This is a genomic window from Mesorhizobium sp. M1D.F.Ca.ET.043.01.1.1, from assembly GCF_003952385.1.
In the GTDB taxonomy this organism is placed as follows: Bacteria; Pseudomonadota; Alphaproteobacteria; order Rhizobiales; family Rhizobiaceae; genus Mesorhizobium.
Genome location: NZ_CP034444.1, coordinates 5,272,503 through 5,299,199, shown reverse-complemented (window position 1 = coordinate 5,299,199; position 26,697 = coordinate 5,272,503). Strand labels below are relative to the sequence as shown.

Sequence of the window (26,697 nt, the reverse complement as noted above, 5' to 3'; positions counted from 1 at the left end):
AACGACGAGCTGCTCTCACTATTTGTGTTGAGGCAATTCCGGACGGAAAGCCGCTGCGCTTGTCCCGGAAACTACTCTAACTCCCACCGAATTTGCTGATTGCATTCGTGGAAATGAAAACCAGCCGGTCGAGCAGCGCAAAAAAGACGTCTATGCTGAACCCGACGACAAAGGCGAAGGTGAAGAGGCCGAAGCCCACGGACTTGAACTCGTTGTTGCTGCCGAACGTCGGACCCCAAAACCAGGCCAGGATCATCCCGGCCAGCGCGGCCAGCGCCATGCGATGTGCTATGCGATAAACTGGCGGATTTGGTTGGGTCGTATCGAGAATGAGCCTCATATAGTAGATCATTGAACCTAAGGCTGCATAAAGACACGGCAGAATCCATACAGCATAGGGATCGATGGAATCCTTTATCCTTAGAGACCAGGAATCTACGGACGGAACAGTCATCGAGACATAATTCAAGGAATACTTGCAGGCCTGATCCACGATCTTCCTCATGTCCATCCCGAGGACTTGAGATTCGGAGGCTTGCAGCGCAAGTTCAGCCTGAGAGGTTGCTTGCGTCGTAGCGCCATCCACGAGCTTTCCGTCCTTGCTTTCCAGTTTCGCTGCCGGTTGAGCCTGACAAAAGAAGTTCATGGTGTCGTTTCCAGCGGATGCCCGCTTGGCGGTCTCCGCATTGCCGGCATCGACGGGTTTCGTCGGAGCTGAATGCAGCCCCGCGGTGACATCCGCGGTTTTGAACACCTCGACAAAATTCCGGCCGCTCGCCATCGCTGTACTGACGAAGGTTTCGAGCTTCATCACTCCTGGAAATGGCGAGGCTGACAAATTCTCGAAGTCGCCCACTCTTGTTTCCAGGGATTTCAGCTTGAAATTCAGATCACGAAGCTCGTGCAGGGTCAGGTAAGAAGACTCACGCGCCAGCTCGTCGATCGGCCTTTTCACTGGCGCCTTGGGGTCTTCCGGCTTTCCGCCCAATTCAACGGGAAGGGTCGCGAGTTGCATCTGGTCCGGGGAGAACAGGTCATCCTGGGCTACAAGCAGTTGCCGCTCCAGCTGACCAAACCGGCGATCCGGTTGCTGAGCCGCCAAAGTCTGCACCTCTGAAAGCAAGGCGACACCCTTGTTGTACACCAGAGACAGAGACCCGACCAGAAACATGAGAAGCATCGAAAGAAAGATGCAGGTATAGACCATACCTCGAGAGACAGGATTGTCGCTGGCACTCTTCAACGACTGCCGAGCCGATTCCACTTGGGCTCTCAGCTCAATAACGTCGGCATGATCATTTTTTCTTTGATCTGCCGGCAGCGCCGCTACTTTCGCTTGAGCGGCGATAAGTTGCTCGTTTCGTGACTTCCCTTTGCTCGCCTCCACGACAAGCCGGTCCGCTTCCAAGAGCAGATCCTCGACGCTTTCAATCTGTGTCGTTTGCGCCAAGCGGACCTCCTCAGCCCAGCCACCCGGGCACAAAGCCATAGGGGCTCGGGCATCCACAGGGCGATCCAGGCGGGCCGGGCGGCTGCGCCCAGCACCAGAAATTCGGAGTAAAACAGATTGTCCCTGGAGCGTGCGGGGGAACCTGAGCGAAAGCAGGCCGCGGCAGGACTGTCGCAACACAGACTAACGCCGCGGCCACCGCATTTCGTGCAATCCGCGCTTTCAATTGCTAGCCCCCGCAGCCTACCAATCGACTTGAATTAAAGCTCAAATCTTACTGTGCGGCAAGACGACGGCGACGTCTGTGAAATGCATCACTCTCCGCATGGTTCCTATTTGCTTTAACGCGACGGCAAAAATCGTAACCTTCGGGGACGTTACTCGGGCGGCGAGCCACCCGGAAAAGAAATGCTTGGCGCAATAAATCGCGATGGCGCTTGAAGAATGTCCATCAAAAAGCACCTCCATCGAACAGAGAGCGCTGCATCGCTGCGGCGCCCTCGTACCGGTCCGCTCAAGCGGCGTTGCGCGCCAGCGCCCGCTGGTTCGATGCGTAGATGGTGTCGCGTTCCGGCAAGGCGCCGGTCTTCAGGCAGTCGATCCAATCGGCGGTCCTGAGCACCGCGGCGAAGCGCGACTGCAGCACGACGCTCACCACGCGATGTATGTCCTCGGCGGACGCGTAGCCGGCGCTGTTGGCGTAGGGCACTGAGCCGCTGGCATCCGAAAGGAATTCGACGGCAAAGCCCATATGCACCGCATGGATGATGGTCGACAGGTCGCAATTATGCGTCATGTAGCCGACGACCGCGATCGTATCGATGCCGTTGGCACGCAGCCAATCCTCGAGGTTCGTGCCGGTGAAGGCGGAAGGCAGCGTCTTCTCGACATAATGGTCGCGGGCACGTCGGGCGATCTCGGGATGCAACTCGGCGCCATGGCTGCCCTTGGCGAAGATCGGCGAGGTTTCGGGCGCCATCTGCTTGATGACCACGACCTTGATGCCGGCGGCGGCCGCGGCGTCCATGGCGCGCGCCACGTTGGCGACGCTGTCGGCGAAGGGCGGATGCTGGATGGCGAGGTTGCCGCCGTTGTAGTCGTTCTGGACATCGACGACGACGAGGGCGCGGCGCGGCTGGGTGGCTGGTGCTGACATGGCGTTTCCTTTCGACCGGGTTGACGGACGCAAAGCTAGGCCGGACGCTCACACACAGAAAGTGGCCCGATTGACATTATTCGAAAAAATCGGGACACTTCCCGCTTCCAAACTCGATGGTGCGTCATGCGCAATCCTGTTATCGCCGCCGTCGCCTTCGACGGCATCAGCCCCTTCCATCTTTCCGTGCCGTGCCTGGTGTTCGGCGCGGACCGCACGAAGCTCGGGTTGCCGCGGTTCGACTTCCGCGTCTGCGCCATCGAAGAAGGACCGATCCACACCGATGCCGGGCTGAGCATCGCTGTCCCGCACGGGCTGCAGGCGCTTGACGACGCCGATATCGTCATCGTCCCGAGCTGGAAGGATCTTGAAGCTCCGCTTGCCGCCCCAATGAAGGAGGCGCTCAACCGCGCCCACCGGCGCGGCGCGCTGATCGTGGGCCTGTGCCTCGGCACCTTCGCCATTGCCGCCGCCGGGCTGCTGGCGGGACGCAAGGCGACCACGCATTGGGCCTATACCGATCAGCTCCAGGCGCTTCACCCCGACATCGCCGTCGACGCCGACGTGCTCTATGTCGACGACGGTGACATCGTCACCTCGGCCGGCGTCGCCGCCGGGCTGGACTGCTGCCTGCACATCGTGCGCGCCCGTTACGGTGCGGAGGCGGCCCTTCGGCTCGCCCGCCACGTCGTGCTCTCGCCACACCGGCAGGGCGGACAGGCCCAGTTCATCGAACGTCCGCTCGCGCCGACGCCGACCGCCGACCGGTTCGCCAAGGCCCTGGAAGAGGTGCAGGCGACGCTCGGCGACGCCCACAGCCTGGACAGCGTCGCCGAAGCGGCGGGCCTTACCCGCCGCACCTTCACGCGCCGCTTCCAGAAGACGATCGGCACCAGCTTCGGCGACTGGCTGGCCGACCAGCGCGTGGCGCTGGCGCAGCGGCTGCTGGAACAGACGGACAAGTCGATGGATATGGTGGCCTTCGAGGCCGGCTTCGGCAGCGCGACGTCGCTGCGCCAGCATTTCGCCGCGCGGCTCAGAACCTCACCAATGCAATACCGGCGCGAATTCTCCAGGCAAACGCCATCGGGCCGGGCAGCATTGCTCTAGACCGAAGCTTTACCGCTTCCCAATCGTCCGCGCCGGGTTGCCCACGACGGTTGCATTGGCCGCCACGTCGCGCGTCACCACCGCTCCCGCGCCGACGACGGCGCCGTCGCCGATGCTGATGCCGGCGAGGATCACCGCGCTGCCGCCGATCCAGGCATTGTCGCCGATCGTCACCGGTTTGGCGATCTCCAGTCCGGCAAGCCGGCCGGCGGCCTCGCGGTGATGCTCGGCGCAATAGATCTGCACATTGGGTCCAAGCAGCGTCCCTTTGCCGATGCGCACCGGCGCGGTGTCGAGGATGGTGCAGCCGGCATTGAGGAAGGCGCCTTCGCCGAGGAACAGGTTGAAACCATAGGCACAATGGAACGACGCCTCGATGCGCGCGCCTTCGCCCACGCCGCCCAGCAGCGCCCGCAAGGCCGGGCCGATGTTGCCGCGCTGCCGGGGCGGCAGGCCGTTGTGCTCGAACACGGCATCGCGGGCGGCAATGCGCAGCTCTTCCAGCTCCGGGTCAATGCAGGTGTACCATTCACCTGCCGCCATCTTCATGCGCTCGCTTGTCGTCATGGCCGCTCCTCCGATGCCGACTGCTGCCAAAGCACGATCCATCCTGTGGCAAAAGCCCATGGCCAAACGCCGGGTCTATGCTAGCCTGCCATCTCGGGACCGCGCGAGGCCCGATTTTGAGGGGGTCGATCATGCTTTACCTGCTTGCATTGCTGATCGGTGTCGTTGCCGGCCTGCGCGCCATGACCGCGCCGGCCGCCGTCGCCTGGGGTTCGTATCTCGGCTGGCTCCCGGTTGCCGGTACCTGGGCGAGCTTCATGGGCCACTGGGCTGCCGTCGGCATCTTCACCATCCTGGCGATCGTCGAGCTCGTCACCGACCAGCTGCCGTCGACGCCGAGCCGCAAGGTGCCGCAGCAGTTCGGCGCCCGCATCGTCACGGCCGCCTTCACCGGCGCGGTGATCGGCGCGACCGGCGGCGCCACCATCGGCGGCCTCATCGCCGGCGCGATCGGCGCGGTGATCGGCACGCTCGGCGGCGCCGAAGCGCGCGGCCGGCTGGCCGCCGCCTTCGGCAAGGATCCGCCCGCCGCCTTCATCGAGGACGCGGTCGCCATCGTCGGCGGCCTGCTCATCGTGGCGGGGGTCGCATGAGCGCGAAGAGCTTCGACGCCATCGTCATCGGCGCCGGTCAGGCCGGCACTCCGCTTGCCGGCCGGCTGAACGAGGCCGGCATGAACGTGGCGCTCATCGAGCGCAAGCTGGTCGGCGGCACCTGCGTCAACACCGGCTGCATCCCGACCAAGACGATGGTGGCGAGCGCCTATGCCGCCCATCTCGCCCGCCGCGCCGCCGACTACGGCGTGACGGTTTCCGGTGCCGTCGGCGTCGACTACAAGACCATCAAGGCGCGCAAGGACAAGGTGTCGGGCGCCTCCCGCACAGGGCTCGAGACCTGGATCGCGGGCATGGAGAAGTGCACGCTCTACCGCGGCCATGCCCGCTTCGTCGCCGCCAACACCGTGCGTGTGGGCGACGAGCTTCTGACCGCGCCGAAGATCTTCCTCAACACCGGCGGCCGCGCCTCCGTGCCGGACCTGCCCGGCGTCAACGATGTCCCCTACCTCACCAACTCCTCGATGATGGACCTCGATGTGCTGCCCGGCCATCTCGTCGTCGTCGGCGGCAGCTACATCTCGCTCGAATTCGCGCAGATGTTTCGCCGTTTCGGCTCCGAGGTCACCGTGATCGAGAAGGCGCCGCGGCTGACCGGCCGCGAGGACGAGGACACCTCGGCCGCCATCCAGTCGATCCTCGAAAACGAAGGCATCACCGTCCATGTCGGCGCCGACGACATCGGCTTCGCCAGGAAGGGAAACGAGATCGCCGTGACCTTCTCCGCCGGCAAGCCGCCGGCCGTCGGCACGCATGTGCTGCTGGCGCTTGGCCGAGTGCCCAACACCGACGATCTCGGTCTCGACAAGGCCGGCGTCGAGGTCGACCAGCGCGGTTTCATCGTCGTCGACGACCAGCTGCGCACCAGCGTGCCCGGCATCTGGGCGATGGGCGACTGCAACGGCAAGGGCGCCTTCACACACACCTCCTACAACGACTACGAGATCGTCGCCGCCAATCTGCTCGACAACGATCCGCGCAAGGTGAGCGACCGCATCGAGGCCTACGCGCTCTACATCGATCCGCCGCTGGGCCGCTGCGGCATGACCGAAGCGGCCGTGAAGAGATCCGGCCGCCGGGCGCTCGTCGGCCAGCGCCCGATGACCCGCGTCGGCCGCGCCGTCGAGAAGGGCGAGACGCAAGGCTTCATGAAGATCCTGGCCGACGCCGACACCGGCGAGATCCTCGGCTGCGCGGTGCTCGGACCGGGTGGCGACGAGGCCATCCACTCAGTGCTCGACCTCATGTACGCCAAGGCGCCGATCTCGACGCTGGCGCGCGCCATGCACATCCACCCCAACGTCTCGGAACTTCTGCCGACCATCGCCCAGGAACTAAAGCCGCTGGTCTGAGGCAATCGCGGGCGCTTGACTGCCGCGCCCTGCCGCAGGCGCAGCCGATCCTGCGCCGACAGCCCAATCGGCCCACTCGACAGCCGAACCGCAAACATGCATGTCTGCCTCTCCACCGGAGGCACCCATGCAGAAAGACATCGAACGCATTGCCGGCGACGCCGAAGGCACGACTTACGAGTTCCCGGTCTTTCGCTTCGAAGGCACGGACAAGGCGGCGCCGAGGGCCTATCTGCAAGCCGCCCTTCACGCCGGCGAATTGCCGGGCGTCGTCGCCATCGATGCGCTGATGCCGATGCTTGCCGAGGCGGAAGCGGAGGGCCGCATCAGGGGCGCCATCACCGTCGTGCCATGGGCCAATCCGATCGGCCGCGCCCAGTATCATTTCGGCGAGCATCAGGGCCGCTTCAACCTCGGCACCCGCACCAATTTCAACCGTTCCTTCCCGCTGCTTGCAGCGCCGGATGCCAAGCTCTTGCCGGATGTCAGCCTCGGCGGCGCCGACCGCCGGCTGAAGAACCGGCTCGTGCAGCTTTCGCTCGGCAACGACATCGTGCTCGACCTCCACTGCGACGACGAAGGTCTCGCCTATCTCTACATCCACACCAGCCTGTGGCCGCATATGGCCGACTGCGCGGCCGCCATGGGCGTCGATACCGTCGTGCTGTGGAGCGAGGACAACAGCGGCACCTTCGAGGGCGCCTCGATCATGCCTTACCAGAATGTCCCTTCGAGTGTTGCGCGCTTCGACCGCCGCGTCGCCACCACGGTCGAATACCGCGGCATGCTGGACGTCGACGGCGCTTTGGCCGCGTCCGATGCCGCCGGCCTATACTGCCTGCTGGTGACGCGCGGCGTCATCCAGGATGCTTCCGTTTCGAAGGCGAGCAACTTCACTGGTGCCGTTGTGCCGCTGGAAAACATCGACATGATGCCTTCGCCCAGGGCCGGCGCGATCCTTTACGACGTCAAGCCCGGCGATCGCGTTGAGAAGGGCGACAGGTTGGCCACGATCGTCCATGCGCCCGGCGAGCCGGGCGGTCGCACCGAGGTCTTTGCGCCGCAGTCGGGCTTCATCCTGACCCGCCGTTCGCGCCGCATCATCCGCGCCGGCGAGGACCTGCTGAAGCTCGCCGGCGACCAGAGGAGCGACGACGCGCGCTCGGGCACGCTGGAGGACTAACGCATGTCGCCCAAGAGTGCGCAGCGGTTTTGGGAGAACGACTTGCACCAGACAAAGGCTTGCAGGCTTTCACCATCCGCATGAAATCCAGTTGCACGGACCTCCATTCGCCGCTATGGGAGTCGCCATGAACATGCGTTCGAACAAGACCGTTTGGTGGTGGGCTCGCTGACAGCGGCCGGTTCGAACGCGCGTGCGTTAAGAGAGGGTGGCCGCAACGGAATGTCCGGGCGGCCATTTGTTTTTCCAAGCCATTCCCGGGTCCGTTGCCCAAACGCTGATGGAGACGGCAATGACGACTAAAGTTCTGGACAACGGGGCCGAGCGCTTCGTCACCGCGGGCGGGGTGACGATCACCCGCGAACGCCACGACCAACCCTATGAAGGCGCCATCGACGCCTATGTCGATGGCCTGAATTCGCGCCGCGGCGCGGTGTTTTCCTCCAACTACGAGTATCCAGGCCGCTACACGCGCTGGGACACGGCCATCATCGATCCGCCGCTGGTGATCTCGGCGCGCGGCCGCGCCATGCGCATCGAGGCGCTGAACGCCCGCGGCGAGGTGCTCTTGCCGGTGATCGGCAAGGCGCTCGGCGAGCTCAGCGAGGTGACGATCGCCGAAGCCTCGAAAAAGCTGATCCGCCTCGATGTCGCCAAGCCCGGTCGCGTCTTCACCGAGGAGGAGCGCAGCCGCGTTCCGTCCGTCTTCACGGTGCTGCGCGCCATCACCGCGCTGTTCAAGACCGCCGAGGACGCCAATCTCGGCCTCTACGGCGCCTTCGGCTACGATCTCGCCTTCCAGTTCGATCCGGTCGACTACAAGCTCGAGCGCAGAGAAAGCCAGCGCGACCTCGTGCTGTTCCTGCCCGACGAGATCCTGGTCGTCGACCATTATTCGACCAAGGCCTGGACCGATCGCTACGACTATTCCGGCGAAGGCTTTTCGACCGAAGGTCTGCCGCGCGACGCCCATGTCGAGCCGTTCAGAACCGCCGACCGCATCCCACCGCGCGGCGACCATGAGCCGGGCGAATATGCCAACCTGGTGCGGCGCGCCATGGACAGCTTCAAGCGCGGCGACCTGTTCGAGGTCGTCCCCGGCCAGATGTTCTACGAGCGCTGTGAGACCCAGCCCTCCGACATTTCCCGCAAGCTGAAATCGATCAATCCCTCCCCCTATTCCTTTTTCATCAATCTCGGCGAAAACGAATATCTGATCGGCGCCTCGCCGGAGATGTTCGTGCGCGTCAACGGCCGGCGCGTCGAGACGTGCCCGATCTCGGGCACCATCAAGCGCGGCGACGACGCCATCTCGGACTCCGAGCAGATCCTCAAGCTGCTCAACTCCAAGAAGGACGAGTCCGAGCTCACCATGTGCTCGGACGTCGACCGCAACGACAAGTCGCGGGTCTGCGAGCCGGGCTCGGTGCGCGTCATCGGCCGCCGCCAGATCGAGATGTATTCGCGGCTGATCCACACCGTCGACCACATCGAGGGACGGCTGCGCGAGGGCATGGACGCCTTCGACGCCTTCCTGTCGCACGCCTGGGCGGTCACCGTCACCGGCGCGCCGAAGCTCTGGGCCATGCGCTTCATCGAGCAGAACGAGAAGAGCCCGCGCGCCTGGTATGGCGGCGCCATCGGCATGGTCAACTTCAACGGCGACATGAACACCGGGCTGACGCTGCGCACCATCCGCATCAAGGACGGCATCGCCGAGGTGCGCGCCGGTGCCACGTTGCTCTTCGACAGCGTTCCCGAGGAAGAAGAAGCCGAAACCGAACTGAAGGCATCCGCCATGCTCTCCGCCATCCGCGACGCCAAGGCCGGCAACGCCGCCGGCACCGAACGCGCCACCGCGCGCGTCGGCGACGGCGTCAACATCCTGCTCGTCGACCACGAGGACTCCTTCGTCCACACTCTGGCCAACTACTTCCGCCAGACCGGCGCCAATGTCTCCACCGTGCGCACACCGGTGCCGGAGGAGGTTTTTGAGCGGCTGAAGCCCGACCTCGTCGTGCTGTCGCCCGGCCCGGGCACCCCGAAGGATTTCGACTGCGCGGCCACCATCAAAAGGGCGCGCGCCCGCGACCTGCCAATCTTCGGCGTCTGCCTTGGCCTGCAGGCGCTGGCCGAGGCCTATGGCGGCGAGCTCCGGCAACTGCATATCCCGATGCACGGCAAGCCCTCGCGCATCCGCGTCTCGAAGCCCGGCATCATCTTCTCCGGCCTACCCAAGGAAGTGACGGTCGGGCGCTACCATTCGATCTTCGCCGATCCGGTGCGCCTGCCCGATGGATTCGTCGTAACCGCCGAGACCGAGGACGGCATCATCATGGCCTTTGAGCATCGCAAGGAGCCGATCGCCGCCGTGCAGTTCCATCCGGAATCGATCATGACGCTCGGCCACAATGCCGGCATGCGCATCATCGAGAACATCGTCGCGCATCTGCCGCGCAAGGCCAAGGAAAAGGCCGCCTAGGGCGGTGCTGGGATGAGCGCGGCGACCACGATGACGACGGCGGAAACGAAGGCGGCGGCCAGGCAAAAGGTCGCCACCCTTGCCTTCTGGTCGATCGTCGTCGCCTGTGTCGTGCTCGTCCTCAAGCTTGCCGCCTGGTACATCACCGGCTCCGTCGCGCTTTATTCCGATGCGGCGGAATCGATCGTCAACGTCATTGCATCGGCCGCCGCCTTCTGGGCGATCCAGATCAGCTACAAGCCCGCCGACCAGGACCATCCCTTCGGCCATCACAAGGCCGAGTATTTCTCGGCCGTGCTCGAAGGCGTGCTGATCGTCGTCGCGGCCCTGCTGATCATCAGCGAGGTCTGGCGATCCTGGCAGCACCCGGCGCCGTTGGAGCAGCCCTGGAAAGGCCTTGCCGTCAACGGCGTGGCGACGATTATCAATGCGATCTGGGCCTGGGCACTGATCCGCGCCGGGCAGAACGCCAAGTCGCCCGCGTTGACTGCCGACGGCCAGCACATCATGACCGACGTGGTGACGTCCGTCGGCGTGTTCGGCGGCCTTGTCGGTGCGGTGCTTACAGGCTGGCAGATCCTCGACCCCGCACTTGCCGTCATCGTCGCGCTCAACATTCTCTGGCAGGGCTGGCACGTCATCGGTTCGTCGATGAGCGGGCTGATGGACCGCGCCGTCGACACCCAGGAGCACATGCAGATCCGCGACATCATCTCGGCCAATTCGAGGGGCGCGCTGGAGGTGCATGACCTGAAGACGCGCATCGCCGGGCGCGCCACCTTCATCGAGTTCCACCTGGTGGTCGACGCCGACATGACGGTCGGCGCCAGCCATGTCATCTGCGACCGCATCGAGGATGCGCTGAAAGCCGAGATTCCCTCGGTGCGCGTCACCATCCATGTCGAGCCGGACGACGAGGCGAAGCTGCCGAAGGGCACGACCGCGGTGCCTTTCGCGTAAGGCAATTCATATCGCAGCCTTGGAAGTTTCAGCAAGCCTCCCAACTTCGTCATTCTAGGGCGAAGCAGGAGCGAAGCTCCGTCGCGAAGACCCTAGAACCCATGCCGTTACCTTCGCGAAGGAGTGCAACGGAACAAAATTCTGCACCGTGGCGGCGCTTCCAAGTCACGGTATGGATTCTATGGTCTGCGCCGCGTCGCTTCGCTCCTTGCTCCGCCATAGAATGACGAAGCGCTGGTTACGGCGTACAGGCCGACTGCGGCATCGGGTTCAGCCGGTACACCTTGTCGTCGGACTTCGTCTTGCCGCCCGCCGCCTTCGAGCAGAGATCGACGATGGCGAGCGCGTTGTTGGGATTGGCCAGCATCATCGTGCCGCTGGCGCCACGTTTCAGGAAAATCTCCTTCTGCTTGGAACTTCCCGAGCAGCGCCACTGGTCGGCCTCGCCCTGGCAGGAATAGGTCTGGGTGACCTTCGCGCCCTTCTGCCTCGTCGTCACCGAGACGGCAATGTCGGCGCCGTCCGGCCAGTTGGCGGCATCGCCGCTGGCGGCGAACGAGGCGAGCTCGATCGGGCCGCGGAAGACGCGGATCGACTGCGTCACCTGGTCTGGATGCGATTTCAGATGCGCGTCGTCGTAGTCGCGCCCGTAACAGAAGGGCTGGTCGGGCTTCAGCCGCTGGCGCAGCGGAGCCCCCAGCGCCGGATCGATCGGGTCGATGCGCGCGAACTCCGCCTTGCAGGTGTCCGCCGGCATCGGGTCGAGGCGGAAATTGTCATCCTCGCTGCCCAGCGCCTGCTCGTTGTACTTCGCCTTGCCGAGATCCTCCTCCGCGCCGGCGTCGAGATAGACGTCAGGCTGCACGTTGGAGAGGATCAGCCGGCCCTTGTCATCGACCTTGAGCGAAGCGAGCGTGCGGTCGCATTCCATGCCGCAGCGGATGCCGCTCGCCCTGTCGCCCGGGTCCTCCTTGTTGCACCAGCCGGCCGCCCATTCCGGCTTCCTGGCACCGCGCACCGTGGTGGTGAGAAAGCCGTTATAGGCGGCATCGCCGAGCGCGCTCGGCTCCTCATTCGGCCGGCTCACCGGGTCATGGCCATAGTAGAAAAAGATGCGCGCCACCTTCTGGTGCGCATGCGCCTTGAGGTGGGCGGCATCGTAGATGCGACCGAAGCAGACGTCTGCGCCGTTTGGGCTCAATTCCGTGAGCTTGGGAGCGTCTTCGGCAAGTGCGGCGCCCGAAATGAACAATGCCGCGCCGAACGCCGCGCCTCCAATCATCCTTGACGTCATGCCACCCTCCTCGCACCGACAGGATTGTGATTTATGCTAGTCTAGGTGTTGAGCCCGGGCCACGCAAAATTGCGCAAGCCGGACGAAGGAGGATGCGATGCTGCGCCGTGACATTTTCCGCGCCGGTCTTGCCGGAGCCGCCGGTCTTTTCGGTTTGCGTCAGGCAAGTGCCGCGACCGGCGAGGAGAAGCTGAAGGTCACCTATCATCTCAGCGACGCCGACAAGGTCAATTTCGTTCTCGGCAACATCAAGAACCACTATGAGGGCACCGGCGGCAATGTCGAGATCGTGCTTGTCGTGCACGGTCCGGCCCTTGCGTCCTTCAAGGCCGGGAGCGCTTCCGGCGCGACGTCCAGTCGCTTTGCCGGCCTCGTCCAGCAGGGGCTCGTTCCGCAGGCCTGCGGCAACACGCTGCGCGGCATGGACATCGCCGTGACCGACCTGCTCGCCGGCTTCCAGGTCGCCGACAAGGGCGGCGTGGTCAAGCTCGCGGAGCTGCAGCGGCAGGGCTATGTCTATCTCCGACCCTGATTTCGGGGCCCTGATTTCGGCTGGACTTGAACACCTGGCCGGCATGCGTCTACCAATGGCTGGCGCAATCCCGGAGATATCGACGTGCCAGCTGATCCGACCACGCTTGTCATCCCGGACCTTGCCGGCAAGGCGGTGCTTGTCACCGGTGCCTCGACCGGGATCGGCGCCGCGCTTGCCCAGGCCTATGCCCGGCAGAACTGCCGTGTCGCCCTGCACTACAATTCGAGCCGGGAAGCCGCCGAAAAGCTCGCCGAGGCCATCCGCGACGACGGCGGCGAAGTGTTCCTGACCCAGGGCGATTTTTCGGTTCCCGCAGACGTCGAGCGCGTGGTCGAAGAGAGTGCGCACCATTTCGGCCGGCTCGACGGGCTGGTCAACAATGCCGGCGGCATGCTCGGCCGCGTCGCCTATGCCGACCAGACCGAGGCGCATTACGACGCGGTGATGGATCTTAACGCGCGATCGGTGCTGACCGCCTCGCGCAAGGCGATCCCTTGGCTGAAGCGCCAAGGCGGCTTCATCATCAACACCACCTCGATCGCCGCCCGCAACGGCGCCGGCGGCGGCGCCGGCCTCTACGGCTCGTCCAAGGCCTTCGTCTCCAATGTGACGCGCGGCATGGCCAAGGAGCTGATCGGCTTCGGCATCCGCGTCAACGCCGTGGCGCCCGGCACCATCCTGACGCCGTTCCACGAGCGCTATTCGAACGCCGAGCAGATGAAAGCCATGGTTGCGACCATACCCCAAGGCCGCGCCGGGACGGCCGAGGATTGCGTCGGCGCCTATCTGTTCCTGTCCTCCGGCCTGTTGAGCGGCTACATCATCGGCCAGGTTATCGAGGTCAATGGCGGCCAGTTGATGCCGTGAGCCGAGACCGGCATACTCATGCGGCATACAACCTGGAGGAAGGCATGTTCGGACTGATCGGCAAGATGCGGGCGGCACGCGGCCAGCGCGACGCAGTCATGGATGTGCTGCGTGAGACGACCGGTGCCCTGCCCGGCTGCCTGAGCTACATCATCGCCACAGACCCGGCCGATGCCGACGCGATCTGGGTCACCGAAGTGTGGACCGACCAGGCAAGCCACAAGGCCTCGCTGCAATTGCCGGAAGTCCAGGCAGCGATCGCCAAGGCGCGCCCCTTCATCGCCGGTTTCGAATTCCAGGTCGAGACCCATCCGGTCGGCGGCTTCGGCCTTTCCGTGCCTGAGAAGAGCGGCTGAAGCTATCACGGATCAGGTAGTTATGTGCAGGAGGCGGGCTCGTATTTGCCCTGCGCCCGGGCACGCCCATCTTGGCGAAGACATGCTCGCAACAGTGAAGAGACTGTGGCGCTTGTTGCGTTGACGCAACACGGCAGCGGATCGCATCGATCGACCGCGATTTTTGAGTGCCGCAGTCGTCATTTGACGACTGGCCATCGCCCGACCTGCCCGGTCAGGATAGCCGCATGAACATTGGATCGGGCGGGGGGCGCTCTTGGTTTCGACTTTGGACGTTCTTAGGGGTTATGCGGGTCGTCGCGACGGCGCGCTGGTCGCAACGGGGATTTCGCGCCGCCGCCATCCAGCGATCCTTCCAGCCGGGATGTTTCTGATAGTTGGTTTATCGGCGTTCCTTGTTGGAAGCTCGGTTGCCGTCGCTGACCCGGCCGCGGTTTGCCAGAATTATACAACGGGACATATGTATACAGGGCTTGCGGACGACTGCGACGTCCCCAATGAGGTTCCCATAGGATCCATGAATTTTGATTCCGGGACCAGCATGAACATGGGTCCCGTGCACCTCAATACCGGCGTCAATGGTCTCTCGACCTTCGATGCCAACGTAAATTTCGATGGGCTGATCCAGGTCCACCAGGCGACGATCAACCAGGGCACGTTCAGCGGCAGCCTGTCGGCCGCGAGTGGCGCGACCGTCAACATGGGCGGAAACCGGATCGAGAATGTCGGCACGCCGACGGCCGGAACCGATGCGGCCACAAAGGACTATGTCGACGGCCTGGCAGGTATCGGCGCGGCGAAGGACACCGAGCAGGACGGCAGGCTCGACGGCGTCGAGGCCAGGAACGTCGAGCAGGATGGCCGCCTCGATGGCCACGACACGATGCTGGCAGCGCATCAGGCGACACTCGACACCCACACACTCCAGATCACCGACCTCGACACCCGGGTGACGACGAACACGCAGGACATCGCCAGCCTCGACAACCGGGTGACCGGCCTTGAAGCCAGCCTCGGCGAAGGTTTCTCCAGGCTGGACGGGCGCATCGACCGGGCTTTCGAGGGCGCGGCGATGGCGATGGCGATGGCGGCGCCGGCGATGCCGCCGGACAAGAACTATGCCGTCTCCATCAACTGGGGCGATTTCGAGGGAAAGAACGCCTTCGCCGGCACCGCCCAGGCGCGCATCAGCGAAAGCTTCATGGTCCATGGCGGCATCGGCGTCGGCTCGTCGGGGGCGGTGGGCGGCCGCGCGGGCCTGACCTACGCCTGGTAACTTGCGACGCTCAATGCAATCGCCTGCCCCGACGGACCGAAAGCCGATAGCGATCCGATGAAGCCTAACCTGCCCCGCCTCCTGCTCGCCATAGCACTGCCTCTCGCGTTAGCGCAGCCGCTTCCAGCGGCGGCCCAGCAGGAGAAGAAGACGCAACGCGCGGCGAAACCCGCGGGGCCGGACAAGCCCAAGCCCGCCAACATCGACAGGAACGGCGTGCTGATCCTGGTGCGATCGGCGCTGCTGGCGGTCGACCAGGCCAACAAGACCGGCAACTACACCGTGCTGCGCGACCTCGGCGCACCGGGCCTTCAGGCCAACACCGCCGCGCAGCTGGCCGAGATATTCGCCAGCCAGCGCAAGCGAGGCCTCGACCTCGCCGGCGTCGCCGTGCTGGAGCCGCAGCTGACATTGCTGCCGCAGATCGAGACCAACGGCATGCTGCACATGGCGGGCTTCTTTCCATCCGTGCCTTTGCGGCTGAACTTTGAGCTGCTTTTCGCTCCCGCCGACCACCAGTGGAAGCTCTTTGGCATCTCGGTCGATCTCGGCAACAACAGCCCTCAGGCGCCGGACGGTCCCCAGGCCCCGGCCCCGACGGCAGCGGCCGAAACGCCGGTGGCGCCGGCCGCCACCATCGCCACAAAACAGAAAGGCGGCACCAACTAAGAGCGGCTCGTCGTTTCACGGGGATTGCTTTATCTCCGGTCTGACGCAAATCCGGCCCGAAAACCGTTTCACACTTTTCCCGGAATTGCTCTAAGAGCCGGGTATGGACTCCTCGCCGGAACATCAGCACCCGGACCAGCCGCCCATTGAACGCATGGCGCGATTGCGCCCGCCGCAGCAGTGGCTGGTGCTGATAGTGCTCTCGCTGCTCCTTGCCGGCGCGCTGGAACTGGCCGCCCTGCCGGCGGCGCTGCTGATCGGCCCGATGATGGCCGCGATCCTTGCCGGCACCAACGGCGCCAAGGTGCGCGTGCCTCGCCCGCTGTTCGGCTCCGCTCAGGCTGTGGTTGGCTGCCTGGTGGCGAACTCGATCTCGGTCGACATCTTTCCGGTCTTCTACGCCGAATGGGCGCTCTTCCTCACAGTGGTGATCGCCACTGTCGCCGCCTCCAGCCTGCTCGGCTGGCTGATCAGCCGCTGGCGCATCCTGCCCGGCACCACCGCCGTCTGGGGCTCCTCGCCGGGCGCGGCCACCGCCATGGTGCTGATGGCCGGCGCCTTCGGCGCGGATCAGCGCCTCGTCGCCTTCATGCAGTATCTGCGCGTCATCTTCGTCTCGATGACGGCGGCGCTGGTCGCCAAGATGTGGGTCGACACGTCGGGCGTCGAAGTGCCGCCTGTCGTCTGGTTTCCGCCGATCGATCCGATGGCCTTTGGCGCCACCATCGCCATCACGATCGTCGGCGGCCTGCTGGGAAGGCTGCTGCGGCTGCCCTCGCCCTTCTTCCTCGGCACCTTCGTCTTCGGCGCCGTCGTCCACCTGGGCTTCGGCGTGCCGATGCAGTTGCCGCCCTGGCTGCTGGCGGCGAGCTACGCCATCGTCGGCTGGTCGATCGGGCTGAACTTCACCCGGCCGATCCTGCGCCACGCGGCACGCGCGCTGCCGCAGATCATCGCCTCGATCGTGGCGCTGATCGCCTTCTGCGGCGGCATGGCATTCGTCATCAGCCGCGTGCTCGGCATCGACCCGCTGACCGCCTATCTGGCGACCAGCCCCGGCGGCATGGACAGCGTCGCCATCATTGCCGCCGCCGCGCAGAACGTCGACATCTCCTTCGTCATGGCGCTGCAGTCGGCCCGCTTCCTGGTTGTGCTGCTCATTGGGCCAAGCGTCGCCAAGCTGGTGGCGCGAAACGTCAAGGACTGATCCGCGGTATCGATAAAGGGGGGAGGAAAATACCGATGAACCGCCGTTTGAACGCCGTCGATCTCTCTGGCCGTTCCTCCGTGGTGACCGGCGGCGCGCAAGGCATCGGCCTTGCCGTCGCCCGCCGCCTGCTCGCCTCGGGCGCAAGCGTCGCCATCTGGGACATCGACCAGGCCGCGATGACAAGCGCCGTCGCCGGGCTTTCGGCGCTTGGCCGCGTGAAAACCTTCCTTTGCGACCAGTCGCAGATCGAGGCCGTCGACCGCGCCGCCGCCGAGACCGAACGGGCGCTTGGGCCCGTCGATCTTCTCGTCAACAATGCCGGCATTGCCGGGCCGGCAGCGACCGTGGTGGACTATGACCCCGCCGCCTGGCGGCAGATCGTCGACATCGACCTCAACGGCGTCTTCTACTGCTGCCGACGCCTGGTGCCCGGCATGATCGCGCGCAGCTACGGCCGCATCGTCAACGTCGCCTCCGTGGCCGGCAAGGAGGGCAATCCGAACGCCGCCGCCTATTCGGCCGCCAAGGCCGGGGTGCTCGCATTGACCAAGTCACTCGGCAAGGAGCTCGCCGGTTACGACATCGCCGTCAACGCGCTGACCCCCTCGCCCGCCCGCACCCGGATCCTCGAGCAGCTCACCGAGGCCCAGGTGACCTACATGCTCGGCAAGGTGCCGCGCGGTCGTTTCGTCGAAGTGGAGGAGGCGGCGGCGATGGTCGCCTTCATGCTCTCGGACGAGAATTCCTTCACCACCGGCGCCACCTTCGATCTTTCCGGCGGGCGCGCCACCTACTGATCCATCCCGCGGCTAAAACTGCGGCCTGCGGCGAACCCTATCGCCCGGCCGCAAGCCGCTCGGGGAGGAAATCGACGAAGACGCGGACCTTCGGCGAGAGGTGGCGATTGGACGGCCAGAGCATGCGGAACTGGCTGCGGCCGTCGACATGGTCGTCGAGCACGATGCGCAGCTTTCCCTCAAGCAGCGCCTCCCGCACCAGGAAATCGGGCATGCAGGCGATACCGAGACCAGCGATCGTGGCGCCCTTCAATGCCTCCATGTTGTTGCAGGTCAGCCTCGAGCGTATCTGCGGCTCGGCACTCCCGGTAACGAACGGCCAGTGCAGCAGCCTGCCGCTGTTGAGAAAGCGGAATTGTATGCCGAAATGCTGTGTCAGATCCGCCGGTGTGCCGGGTGTACCATGGCGATCGAGGTAGGAAGCGGCCGCGCACAAAAGCATGCGAAAGGGCGCAACCGGCTTCGACACCAATCGTGAGTCCGGCAGCTCGCCGCTTCGGATCGCGACGTCGATACCCTCTTCGATGACGTCGACGATGCGATCGTTGAAATCGATATCGAGCTCGATGTCGCGATAGCGGGCCATGAATTCCGACAGCACCGGCAAAAGCAGATGATAGGTGACGATCGGGGTCGAGATGCGCAGCCGCCCATGCGGTGTTTCGCGTGTCCGCGACAGCATCGCCTCCGCATCCTCGAGGTCGTCGAGGATGCGGCGCACGCGTTCGTTGAACAGCTTGCCCTCCTCGGTCAGACCTATGCGCCGCGTGCTGCGCTGCAGGAGACGCACGCCGAGCTCCTGCTCGAGCCGGGCGACGCTCTTGCCGACGGCGGAGGCCGAGATTCCCAACGCCCGGCCGGCGGTGACAAAACTGCCGAGCTCGGCGGTGCGGGCGAAGGCGAGAAGCCCGTTGAGACGATCCATCGCATGAGTCCATTCGAGCGTCTTGTTCCGGTATGACCGGAGATTTAATACTATTTTGCCGGAAATGTCGCCGCCCTATCTTGTCGTTGTGATCGGCGCCGCCAATCGGCGGCATGCCGGCAGATCCTGCCTCAGATAGGAAAATCCATGACTTTGATGACCAGAACCGGCCCTGCCGGCAGATGGCTTGTGCTGCTGTCGGTTTGTCTCGCCGCCATGACGATGCCGTTGAGTTTCACCGGTCCTGCCGTGGCGCTCTCGCGCATTGCCGCCGATCTCGGCGGCAGTCCGATCGAGCTCAATTGGGTGACGAACGCCTTCATGCTGACCTTCGGCGCCAGCCTCATGGCGGCCGGAGCGCTGGCCGACAACCATGGCCGCAAGCGGATCTTCCTTGCCGGCCTCGCCACCTATGTCCTTGCCGCGCTGGGCGCCACGCTTGCGCCTGACATCGTCTGGTTCGACATTTTCAGGGCCTTGCAAGGAATAGGCGGTGCTGCCGCCTTCGCCGGCGGCGCCTCTGCGCTTGCCCAGGAATTCGACGGCCAATTGCGGCTGCGCGCCTTCAGCTTCCTCGGCACCAGCTTCGGCATCGGCCTCGCCTTCGGCCCTGTTGCCTCCGGCTTGCTCATCGACGCATTCGGCTGGCGCGCGATCTTTTTTCTGGTGGCGGTGCTGGCGGTTGCCGCCGCGGCCTTCGGCCTGCGCACCGTCACCGAATCGCGCGATCCAGAGGCAACCGGGCTCGACTGGGCGGGGGCCGGCGCCTTCACCACCGCGCTTGCCGCGCTGACCTACGGCGTGCTGCAGGCGCCGCAGAACGGCTGGACCGATCCCCTCGTCATTGCGCTTCTCGGCGTGGCTGCCGTCTGCTTTATCGCTTTCGTCATGGTCGAGCGGCGCGCGCGCCGGCCGATGCTGGACCTGACGCTGTTTCGCTTCCCGCGTTTCGTCGGCGTCCAGTTCCTGGCCGCCGCGCCTGCCTATGCCTTTGTCGTCCTGCTCGTGCTGTTGCCGATCCGCTTCATCGGCATCGAGGGGATGAGCGAGATCAAGGCGGGGCAATTGATGATCTGCCTCTCCGGGCCGCTGCTGATATTGCCGTTGCTTGCCGGCCAGGTGGCACGCTGGATCGCTCCAGCCACGATCTGCGGTGTCGGCCTGCTTGTCGCGGCTGCCGGTCTTGTCTGGCTCAGCCGTGTTCCCGCGGTGGACGGCGCTCTTGTGGCCCCGCTGATCCTGATCGGCGCCGGCATCGCCTTGCCCTGGGGTCTGATGGACGGGCTTGCCGTCAGTGTCGTGCCGAAGGAGCGCGCCGGCATGGCGGTCGGCATCTTCAACACCACCCGCGTCGCTTGCGAGGGCGTGGCGCTGGCGATCGTCATGGCGGCGCTGTCCGGTTTCACCGCAGCGCAGCTCGGTGCTCAAGCGTTTGCTTCACCCGCCCAGGTGGCTGCGGCAGCGCAGCTGCTTGCTACCGGCAATGTCGGCGAAACCGCGCAACATCTGCCTAAGGCCAACGCCAGTGTCCTCATCCAGGCCTACCAGACGGCTTTCGACCGGCTGCTCGTCGTGCTGGCGACAATCACCGTGCTTACCGCCATCGTCGTCTTCCTCGGCCTGCGTCGCGGATCGGCGCCCGAACAAGACGTCGCGCCTCTCCCGGCCTGCCAGGAAGGGTAGCCCCCGACCAAAGCGCGGCGCCCCTTTTCGATCCTCGCCGCGCTGACGCCACATGACGTCATGAAGTTCCGCATGGGCTCGAAAGGCCGTTCGCTGTTCGGAAGCCCGCGCTATCGCTTCTGAGGCGTCGCTGACCTTTGAAAGACGGGCGGCGAGGACAAATCAACATTCGTGGCCGCATTCGCAGCTTGTCCTATTCCTCGTCGCCCCCGTCCCCGCCTTGCGCGCCCCGGCGCCAATAGGCGGTGACCAAGTGCCGGTCGCGCGGCAGGCCCCACTCCTTGCGCACGATCCTGCGGATCTCGCGGAAGTCGGCGAACTCGCATCCAGCCCAGACATAGAGATTATCGACCGAATGCCCGCGCTCGCGCAGCGCCGCCGGTAAGAGACCGGCGCAGCCTGCCTCGCGGCCATGCCGGTAAAGCCAGCGGACGGCGACGTTGTCGCCCGCCGCCAGCACAATCCGGTCTTGCGGAGCATCGACCTCGATAAGGACTTCGGCGCGAGTCGACGGCGCAAGCTCCGCCAGGATCCGGCCGATGGCGGGGAGCGCCGTATCGTCGCCGACCAGGAGCAGGTTTTGCGCCTCCGGAACGCCGCCGCCGCCGGGGCCGATCATGCCGATCACGTCGCCCGCCCGCGCATTCTGCGCGAAAGCCGCGGCTGGCGTTTCGGTGCCGGGATGCAGCACGAAGTCGACGTCGAGCCAGCCCTCAGCGACGTTGAGCGCGCGGATCGTATAGACGCGCACGGTGAGCGCGTCCTCGCCCGACGGCCACACAATCATGCCGTCGGCGCCCATGGAGGGCCATACCTGCTGCCGCCCAGCCGGCGGCAGCAGGAGCCGCACATGCAGCCCGCCATGGGCGAAGCGGCCGAGGTCGCGGCCGGAAAAGCGCACCCGCTGCATATGCGGCGACAGCCGCGTCGAGGACACGACTGTGATCTCGCGGAAGAAGACGGGCGTGCCGGCGTCCTTGCCGTCGCCTTGCCAGCGCAGGCCGCCGGTGCTCCCCAGTTGCCCGGCGATATGACCTGCGACGATCATCTTCATGTAGGACAGGCAGGTCTCGTCTTGCGCCGCGACCCGGATCAGCGCGCCGCCATCTTCGAGTGTGGCGTGAAGCAAGCCGTAATGCATGCGGAGCTGCCACTGATCCGTGGCGCCGCGATCGACTTCGCAGTCGCTGTGCTCGGCGCGCAGCCTGTCCATCACCGCCCGGATGGCGTCGTTGCGGATATGAGTTTGCGCGCTGAGCTGAACCATCGCCAGGCCTTTCGACAAGGGTGAGGCGATGCGGCCACCGGGGCCGACGCCATGGTCAGGCGTGCATGCCACAGCCCCGGTCACCTTTCCACAAAAAGATGACAATAAAAGTCATATTTATGAAATCGGCCGCCGGCCGATGGACAGACGAAAGGGATTTCAGGCGATGATCAGGCTCGCGATCCGGTCGCCTTCGAGCGTGAAGGTCATGTCGCCTTCCCCGTTGAAGCCGTCGCCGGCCACCTTGATACGCGCATGCCAGGCGCCGTCCGACTGCGCGATGCGCACGATGTCGAAGTGGGACCGCACGCCGATATTGTCCGACTGGTTCCAGCGCGCGATCCCCTCGCGACCGCGGAAAGAGCGGCCCCAGTCGGTGAGCAAGGCATCGGCGGTGAAGGTTTCGAGAAACACCTCGCTGTCGCCCGCGTTGGTCGCTTCGACGAAGCGGCGGATCGGGTCGGGCGTGGTCATTTGTTTTGTGCCTTAGGTGTGTTCAGATTCAGGTCAGGCCGAGCCGAAAACGGTGGCTTTCGAGAACCGGAGCGGAGCGGACATTCAGGTCCGTGAGCACCAGAAGCGCAGAAGGCCGTCGTTTGCGGGCCGGCATCACCTGAATCTCAGCACAGCTCAATCGATCCTGTGCATCAGATCGTCGTCCAGCCAGCGGCCGAAGAAGTAGACCAGCTGCTTATGCCACCACGGCCAGTCATGGCTGACGTCGCCGCCCCAATAGTCGACCCAGGCCGGAATGGATTTGTCGCGCAGCACCTGTTCCAGTTCGCGGGTTTCGACAAGCATGCGCTCTTCCCAGGCGCCTTGCCCGCAGCAGAAGATCAGCCTCAGCGCCCTCAGCCGCCCGAGCAGCTTCTGGTCGACGATGCCCGGCAGATAGTCGAGCGGCGAATTGTAGAAGATGCTGCCCTCGAGCGTCCGGCCGAAGAAATCGCGGCTCGAATAGACGCCCGACAGCGAGATCACGCCGCTTGCCAGCTCCGGAAAGCGGAACACGAAATTCGACGAGTGGTAGCCGCCCATCGAGCAGCCGCAGAACAGCGGCTTGAGAGTGCGTCCGCCATTGGCCTTGGCCGCAACCGACTGCAGCTCCGGCAGCGCCTCCTCGCGCACGTAGCGGAAATAGGCCTCGTGGCGGGCGATGCGATGAGTGGGGTCGCCATGCTTGTCGAAGAAGGATTCCGAATCGATGCCGTCGAGCGTGAACAGCTGGATGCGGCCGGTGTCGATAAATTCGGCGAGCGCTGAGACGCCGCCCGAATCCTCGAACTGGTAGAAGCGCCCCTGCGAGGTCGGGAACACCACCACCGGGCGCCCGGCATGACCGTAGCGCTTGTATTCCATGTCGCGGCCGAGATTGCGGGCATGGCCCTTGTGGTAGGAAACGTCCATCGCCTCACGCCTTTTCCGCGTGGATATAGTCGACCGCATGGCGCAGCGCCTTCGGGTCCTTGGAGCGCATCTGGTAGGCGTAGTTCCCCATGGCGCGGCTGAAAACCTCTTCGATGGCCTGGTGGTGGACGATCTTGTCGCCGTGCGCGGCTAGCACGTCCGCATGGCTGTGCAAATAGTCGAGATGCCGTTTGCGGCTGGCATAGGCGGTGAAATACTTGCCTTTGTAGGGGCCGCCGGCGGCGTCCTTCACCACCATGTTTGCCCATTCGGCATAGACGTCGATGTCGAAGGTGTAGTTGATGGCGTCCGTCATCCAGGCGCCGGGCGGACGCATGTTGACCTCGAGCGCGATGACGCGTTTGCCCTCCGTCTCGAACAATTCGATGTGGAAGAAGCGTTCGCGCACGTCGAACGCCTTCAGGATCTTGCGGCCCGCTTCCTCGACCGCCGGCGTGATCTCGGGGAAGCAGGTGTAGCTCATGTGGCGGTCGCGGTTCACCACTTCCATGACGCTCTGGTCGTAGCGGTGGCTCGCCGCCAGCACCACCTCGCCGTCGCGGTTGACCAGCCCGTCGAAGGTCACCACCAGCCCCTCGATGAACTGCTCCATGACGAAGCTGACGCCCTCGGGCTTGTCCTTGAAGAACCGGTCGAGCTCCTTCGCGTTGGAGATCTTGAACGTATTCGAGGCGCCGGAGCCGGAGTCCGGCTTCACCACCACAGGATAACCGACGCGGCGGATGAAGGTCATGGCCCCGGCGCGGTCCGAGCATTTGCGCTGCGGAATGGTCTCGACACCGCTCTTGCGGAAGAAGGCGCGCATGCGGCTCTTGCGCTTCAGATTCTTCACGAAATCGAGCTTGGTGCCGAAGATGTTGAAGTCGGTGCGGATGTTGGCTTCCAGCTCCAGCCAGTGCTCGTTCAGGGATTCGAAGCGGTCGATGCGGCCCCATTTGTGGATGAAGTGCCCCATCGCCCGGAACACGGCATCGTAATCTTCCATGTCGGCGACGCGGTAATATTCCGAAAGCGCCGCCTTGAGCTTGCCGCTCAGCGCCTCATAGGGCGCGTCGCCGATACCGAGCACGGTGGCGCCGGCCTTTTTCAGCCGGTCGCAGAAATCGGCGCCGTTGGCCGGAAAATGCGGCGAGAAGAACACGAAATTCATGCACGGCCTCCCCTGGGATCAGGTCCTCCGCAAGCGAGTGTGGCGCATTTGCCTGGTGCGGGGAAGAGCCCGGACCAAATGCATGTCGCGCGAAAGTGTGCGGCGGATTTGGAAACGACATGCACAAAAACCAAGGACTTGGAGCGCGTCGCTCGAATCCGTTTCGACGCGACGCGCTTCAAGTGCGTCGGCCCTGCACTTGCCTCCTGATGGCCGCTCCTGTAAGAGAGCCGGCATGACCACGCGCACCCGCTCCGTCGCTTCTCCTCGCCCCGGCTTTGCCGGCGAGACCGTGCGCGCGCTTGCTTCGACCCTGCTTCTTCTCGGCCTTATCGGCGATCGCCGGGTTCGCTGAAGGAGCGCCCGGCGGTCGATAGCCGCCGCCCCAGGCGCATGCTCCTCGGCTAGATTGGCAAGTCACATCAAGCGAACGAAACTTTGGTAAAGGCGCCGCTCGGCACCAATCCGCCTGAGGGCGGTCACACGAGCCGCCGGGAGAAACGACGATGAACAGAAGAGAAGCAATCCGCGCTGGCGAGGCCGAAACGGGCGCGCAAGCGAGCGGGCAGATGCCGGACGCCGCCCGCAAATATCAGCCCTACCCGACCGTCAACCTCGCCGATCGCACTTGGCCCTCCAAGGTCATCGACAAGGCGCCGATCTGGTGCTCGGTCGACCTGCGCGACGGCAACCAGGCGCTGATCGACCCGATGGGCCACGAGCGCAAGGCGCGCATGTTCGCGCTGCTCATCGACATGGGCTTCAAGGAGATCGAGATCGGTTTCCCGTCGGCCTCGCAGACCGACTTCGACTTCGCCCGCTGGTGCGTCGAGGAGGGCGGCGTGCCGAGCGACGTGTCGCTGCAGGTGCTGGTGCAGTGCCGGCCCGAGCTGATCACGCGGACCTTCGAAGCGCTCAAGGGCGCGCATCGCCCGATCGTGCATTTCTACAACTCGACCAGTGAGCTGCAGCGACGCGTCGTCTTCGAGAAAGACGTCGCCGGCATCAAGCGCATCGCCACCGACGCCGCCAAGATGATCACCGACATGGCCGCCAGGGCCGGCGGCGGCTTCCGTTTCGAATACTCACCGGAGAGCTTCACCGGCACCGAGCTCGAGGTCGCGCTGGAGATCTGCAACGCCGTCACCGAGATCGTGAAGCCGACGGCCGACAACAGGCTGATCATCAACCTGCCCTCGACGGTCGAGATGTCGACGCCCAACGTCTATGCCGACCGCATCGAATGGATGTGCCGCAATCTCGACAATCGCGACAAGCTGATCATCTCGCTGCATCCCCACAACGACCGCGGCACCGGCATCGCCACGACCGAGCTCGGCCTGATGGCCGGCGCCGACCGCGTCGAGGGCACGCTGTTCGGCAATGGCGAGCGCACCGGCAATGTCGACATCGTCACGCTGGCGCTCAACATGTACACGCAAGGCGTCGACCCCGGGCTGGATTGCTCCGACATCAACCGGATGAAGGACGTCTACGAGTATTCGAACCAGCTGAGGATCCCGGAGCGGCATCCCTACGTCGGCGAGCTGGTCTACACCGCCTTCTCGGGCTCGCATCAGGATGCCATCAACAAGGGCATGAAGGCGCTGCGCAAGGCCAACACGCCGCTCTGGGAAGTGCCTTATCTGCCGATCGACCCGGCCGATGTCGGCCGCACCTATGAGGCGATCATCCGCATCAACTCGCAGTCCGGCAAGGGCGGCATTGCCTATGTGCTGCAGGCCGACTACGGCCTCAACCTGCCGCGCAACCTCCAGATCGAGTTCAGCCAGGACATCCAGGCGATCACCGATGCCGAAGGCAAGGAAGTGCCGGGCAAGCGCATCCATGACCGCTTCCTCGAAACCTATGTCGAACAACCCGGCGCGCGGCTGAAATTCCTCGATCACCAAACCTATCCCGACACCCAGGTGAAAGGGCGGCGCGTCGTGGAAGCGGTCATCCTCGACAACGGCAAGGAGACGACCATCACCGGTTCCGGCACCGGGCCGATCGACGGCTTCGTCGATGCGCTGTCGCGCCATGTCGGCGTCGAGATGTCGGTGCTCGACTATTCCGAGCACTCCCTGCAGCGCGGCTCGAATGCATCGGCCATCTCCTATGTCGAGATGGAATATCCGGGCGGCAAGCTGTTCGGCGCAGGCATAAACACCAATATCGTCGCCGCCTCGCTGGAGGCCGTGGTCTCGGCCGCCAACCGCATCATCGGCCGCAGGGCCGGCTGACCCTCGACCTTTGCACGGCGCGTCCACCAGACGCGCCGTGCTTTAAAAACGCGCACGATTTCCTGCCATTCATTAACCGGCAGGGAAATTTGCAGTGGCTTACGCGATCGCATAACAGAT

General features: G+C 64.7%; 24 protein-coding genes. 15 read left to right on the top strand and 9 right to left on the bottom strand.

The genetic code is table 11. From position 1 onward, the window contains the following. Positions 1-76: 76 nt before the first annotated feature. Together EJ067_RS25665 and EJ067_RS25660 are read right to left on the bottom strand one after the other, a co-directional pair. On the bottom strand, positions 77-1,450 hold the full coding sequence (locus tag EJ067_RS25665) for a hypothetical protein (protein WP_126087981.1): 1,374 nt from the start codon (positions 1,448-1,450) through the stop codon (positions 77-79). Positions 1,451-1,964: 514 nt separating this feature from the next. Further along, complete coding sequence (locus EJ067_RS25660; protein WP_126087980.1) at positions 1,965-2,606, bottom strand: cysteine hydrolase family protein; 642 nt, start codon at positions 2,604-2,606, stop codon at positions 1,965-1,967. Positions 2,607-2,732: 126 nt separating this feature from the next. Between EJ067_RS25660 and EJ067_RS25655 the strand changes: the two genes are divergently transcribed. Beyond that, entirely contained in the window at positions 2,733-3,716 is a 984-nt protein-coding gene (locus EJ067_RS25655; RefSeq protein ID WP_126087979.1) for a helix-turn-helix domain-containing protein, read from the top strand. Between the two features lie 9 nt (positions 3,717-3,725). Here the strand turns inward: EJ067_RS25655 and EJ067_RS25650 are convergent, their stop codons facing one another. Continuing rightward, the gene (locus EJ067_RS25650) at positions 3,726-4,283 is read right to left on the bottom strand and encodes a sugar O-acetyltransferase (protein ID WP_126087978.1); all 558 of its coding nucleotides are present in this window, start codon (positions 4,281-4,283) and stop codon (positions 3,726-3,728) included. A gap of 131 nt (positions 4,284-4,414) precedes the next feature. On the opposite strand from EJ067_RS25650, the gene EJ067_RS25645 reads away from it, so the two are divergent. From EJ067_RS25645 to EJ067_RS25625, 5 genes are all read left to right on the top strand, one after another. Beyond that, entirely contained in the window at positions 4,415-4,876 is a 462-nt protein-coding gene (locus tag EJ067_RS25645) for a DUF4126 domain-containing protein (protein WP_126087977.1), read from the top strand. Further along, a complete protein-coding gene (locus EJ067_RS25640) occupies positions 4,873-6,249 on the top strand; it encodes an FAD-containing oxidoreductase (RefSeq protein ID WP_126087976.1) in 1,377 nt (458 codons plus the stop codon). The genes EJ067_RS25645 and EJ067_RS25640 overlap by 4 nt, the downstream gene beginning before the upstream one ends. 127 nt (positions 6,250-6,376) lie before the next feature. Beyond that, the gene (locus EJ067_RS25635) at positions 6,377-7,432 is read left to right on the top strand and encodes a succinylglutamate desuccinylase/aspartoacylase family protein (protein WP_126087975.1); all 1,056 of its coding nucleotides are present in this window, start codon (positions 6,377-6,379) and stop codon (positions 7,430-7,432) included. Between the two features lie 292 nt (positions 7,433-7,724). Further along, the gene (locus EJ067_RS25630; RefSeq protein ID WP_126087974.1) at positions 7,725-9,914 is read left to right on the top strand and encodes an anthranilate synthase; all 2,190 of its coding nucleotides are present in this window, start codon (positions 7,725-7,727) and stop codon (positions 9,912-9,914) included. Positions 9,915-9,926: 12 nt separating this feature from the next. Further along, positions 9,927-10,874 carry a cation diffusion facilitator family transporter gene (locus EJ067_RS25625; RefSeq protein ID WP_126087973.1) on the top strand — a complete coding sequence of 316 codons (948 nt, stop codon included), beginning with the start codon at positions 9,927-9,929 and terminating at the stop codon, positions 10,872-10,874. Positions 10,875-11,112: 238 nt separating this feature from the next. On the opposite strand, the gene EJ067_RS25620 is transcribed toward EJ067_RS25625, so the two are convergent. Next, positions 11,113-12,168, bottom strand: coding sequence for a hypothetical protein (locus EJ067_RS25620; protein WP_126087972.1), 1,056 nt, complete (start codon positions 12,166-12,168; stop codon positions 11,113-11,115). 97 nt (positions 12,169-12,265) lie between these two features. Between EJ067_RS25620 and EJ067_RS25615 the strand changes: the two genes are divergently transcribed. The 7 genes from EJ067_RS25615 (at position 12,266) to EJ067_RS25585 (ending at position 17,878) form a co-directional block, all read left to right on the top strand. Beyond that, on the top strand, positions 12,266-12,700 hold the full coding sequence (locus EJ067_RS25615; RefSeq protein WP_126087971.1) for a DsrE family protein: 435 nt from the start codon (positions 12,266-12,268) through the stop codon (positions 12,698-12,700). A gap of 84 nt (positions 12,701-12,784) precedes the next feature. Then, positions 12,785-13,570, top strand: coding sequence for an SDR family oxidoreductase (locus EJ067_RS25610; RefSeq protein ID WP_126087970.1), 786 nt, complete (start codon positions 12,785-12,787; stop codon positions 13,568-13,570). Positions 13,571-13,614: 44 nt separating this feature from the next. Then, positions 13,615-13,926: a putative quinol monooxygenase gene (locus tag EJ067_RS25605; protein WP_126087969.1), complete on the top strand. Its 312-nt coding sequence runs from the start codon at positions 13,615-13,617 to the stop codon at positions 13,924-13,926. 541 nt (positions 13,927-14,467) lie between these two features. Continuing rightward, on the top strand, positions 14,468-15,202 hold the full coding sequence (locus EJ067_RS25600) for a YadA-like family protein (RefSeq protein WP_189510098.1): 735 nt from the start codon (positions 14,468-14,470) through the stop codon (positions 15,200-15,202). A gap of 57 nt (positions 15,203-15,259) precedes the next feature. Then, entirely contained in the window at positions 15,260-15,871 is a 612-nt protein-coding gene (locus EJ067_RS25595; protein WP_126087967.1) for a hypothetical protein, read from the top strand. A 103-nt stretch (positions 15,872-15,974) separates the two neighbouring features. Then, a complete protein-coding gene (locus EJ067_RS25590; protein ID WP_126087966.1) occupies positions 15,975-17,078 on the top strand; it encodes an AbrB family transcriptional regulator in 1,104 nt (367 codons plus the stop codon). Between the two features lie 47 nt (positions 17,079-17,125). Beyond that, positions 17,126-17,878 carry an SDR family NAD(P)-dependent oxidoreductase gene (locus EJ067_RS25585; RefSeq protein ID WP_126089739.1) on the top strand — a complete coding sequence of 251 codons (753 nt, stop codon included), beginning with the start codon at positions 17,126-17,128 and terminating at the stop codon, positions 17,876-17,878. A gap of 37 nt (positions 17,879-17,915) precedes the next feature. Here EJ067_RS25585 and EJ067_RS25580 read toward each other — a convergent pair whose 3' ends face one another. Further along, positions 17,916-18,803 (bottom strand): LysR family transcriptional regulator, encoded by an 888-nt coding sequence (locus tag EJ067_RS25580; RefSeq protein ID WP_126087965.1) that lies wholly within the window; start codon positions 18,801-18,803, stop codon positions 17,916-17,918. Between the two features lie 147 nt (positions 18,804-18,950). Here EJ067_RS25580 and EJ067_RS25575 point away from each other — a divergent pair, with 147 nt between their 5' ends. Next, on the top strand, positions 18,951-20,486 hold the full coding sequence (locus EJ067_RS25575) for an MFS transporter (RefSeq protein WP_126087964.1): 1,536 nt from the start codon (positions 18,951-18,953) through the stop codon (positions 20,484-20,486). A gap of 193 nt (positions 20,487-20,679) precedes the next feature. Here the strand turns inward: EJ067_RS25575 and EJ067_RS25570 are convergent, their stop codons facing one another. The 4 genes from EJ067_RS25570 to EJ067_RS25555 form a co-directional block, all read right to left on the bottom strand. After that, on the bottom strand, positions 20,680-21,825 hold the full coding sequence (locus tag EJ067_RS25570) for a siderophore-interacting protein (RefSeq protein ID WP_245468039.1): 1,146 nt from the start codon (positions 21,823-21,825) through the stop codon (positions 20,680-20,682). An 87-nt stretch (positions 21,826-21,912) separates the two neighbouring features. Next, positions 21,913-22,227, bottom strand: coding sequence for a nuclear transport factor 2 family protein (locus EJ067_RS25565; protein WP_126087963.1), 315 nt, complete (start codon positions 22,225-22,227; stop codon positions 21,913-21,915). A gap of 156 nt (positions 22,228-22,383) precedes the next feature. After that, positions 22,384-23,160 (bottom strand): alpha/beta hydrolase-fold protein, encoded by a 777-nt coding sequence (locus EJ067_RS25560; protein WP_126087962.1) that lies wholly within the window; start codon positions 23,158-23,160, stop codon positions 22,384-22,386. A 4-nt stretch (positions 23,161-23,164) separates the two neighbouring features. After that, a complete protein-coding gene (locus EJ067_RS25555; RefSeq protein ID WP_126087961.1) occupies positions 23,165-24,331 on the bottom strand; it encodes an ATP-grasp domain-containing protein in 1,167 nt (388 codons plus the stop codon). 569 nt (positions 24,332-24,900) lie between these two features. Between EJ067_RS25555 and leuA the strand changes: the two genes are divergently transcribed. Then, positions 24,901-26,577: a 2-isopropylmalate synthase gene (gene leuA / locus EJ067_RS25545; protein WP_126089737.1), complete on the top strand. Its 1,677-nt coding sequence runs from the start codon at positions 24,901-24,903 to the stop codon at positions 26,575-26,577. The last annotated feature ends 120 nt before the right edge of the window (positions 26,578-26,697 follow it).

Bases quoted from the DNA above. Each gene is read 5' to 3' on its own strand.
- EJ067_RS25615 (WP_126087971.1), top strand. From the start codon at position 12,266: ATGCTGCGCCGTGACATTTTCCGCGCCGGTCTTGCCGGAGCCGCCGGT.
- EJ067_RS25590 (WP_126087966.1), top strand. From the start codon at position 15,975: ATGGACTCCTCGCCGGAACATCAGCACCCGGACCAGCCGCCCATTGAA.
- EJ067_RS25645 (WP_126087977.1), top strand. From the start codon at position 4,415: ATGCTTTACCTGCTTGCATTGCTGATCGGTGTCGTTGCCGGCCTGCGC.
- EJ067_RS25560 (WP_126087962.1), bottom strand. From the start codon at position 23,160: ATGGACGTTTCCTACCACAAGGGCCATGCCCGCAATCTCGGCCGCGAC.
- leuA (WP_126089737.1), top strand. From the start codon at position 24,901: ATGCCGGACGCCGCCCGCAAATATCAGCCCTACCCGACCGTCAACCTC.
- EJ067_RS25650 (WP_126087978.1), bottom strand. From the start codon at position 4,283: ATGACGACAAGCGAGCGCATGAAGATGGCGGCAGGTGAATGGTACACC.
- EJ067_RS25620 (WP_126087972.1), bottom strand. From the start codon at position 12,168: ATGACGTCAAGGATGATTGGAGGCGCGGCGTTCGGCGCGGCATTGTTC.
- EJ067_RS25660 (WP_126087980.1), bottom strand. From the start codon at position 2,606: ATGTCAGCACCAGCCACCCAGCCGCGCCGCGCCCTCGTCGTCGTCGAT.
- EJ067_RS25630 (WP_126087974.1), top strand. From the start codon at position 7,725: ATGACGACTAAAGTTCTGGACAACGGGGCCGAGCGCTTCGTCACCGCG.
- EJ067_RS25640 (WP_126087976.1), top strand. From the start codon at position 4,873: ATGAGCGCGAAGAGCTTCGACGCCATCGTCATCGGCGCCGGTCAGGCC.
- EJ067_RS25655 (WP_126087979.1), top strand. From the start codon at position 2,733: ATGCGCAATCCTGTTATCGCCGCCGTCGCCTTCGACGGCATCAGCCCC.
- EJ067_RS25555 (WP_126087961.1), bottom strand. From the start codon at position 24,331: ATGAATTTCGTGTTCTTCTCGCCGCATTTTCCGGCCAACGGCGCCGAT.
- EJ067_RS25635 (WP_126087975.1), top strand. From the start codon at position 6,377: ATGCAGAAAGACATCGAACGCATTGCCGGCGACGCCGAAGGCACGACT.
- EJ067_RS25565 (WP_126087963.1), bottom strand. From the start codon at position 22,227: ATGACCACGCCCGACCCGATCCGCCGCTTCGTCGAAGCGACCAACGCG.
- EJ067_RS25600 (WP_189510098.1), top strand. From the start codon at position 14,468: ATGAACATGGGTCCCGTGCACCTCAATACCGGCGTCAATGGTCTCTCG.
- EJ067_RS25605 (WP_126087969.1), top strand. From the start codon at position 13,615: ATGTTCGGACTGATCGGCAAGATGCGGGCGGCACGCGGCCAGCGCGAC.
- EJ067_RS25625 (WP_126087973.1), top strand. From the start codon at position 9,927: ATGAGCGCGGCGACCACGATGACGACGGCGGAAACGAAGGCGGCGGCC.
- EJ067_RS25575 (WP_126087964.1), top strand. From the start codon at position 18,951: ATGACTTTGATGACCAGAACCGGCCCTGCCGGCAGATGGCTTGTGCTG.
- EJ067_RS25580 (WP_126087965.1), bottom strand. From the start codon at position 18,803: ATGGATCGTCTCAACGGGCTTCTCGCCTTCGCCCGCACCGCCGAGCTC.
- EJ067_RS25595 (WP_126087967.1), top strand. From the start codon at position 15,260: ATGAAGCCTAACCTGCCCCGCCTCCTGCTCGCCATAGCACTGCCTCTC.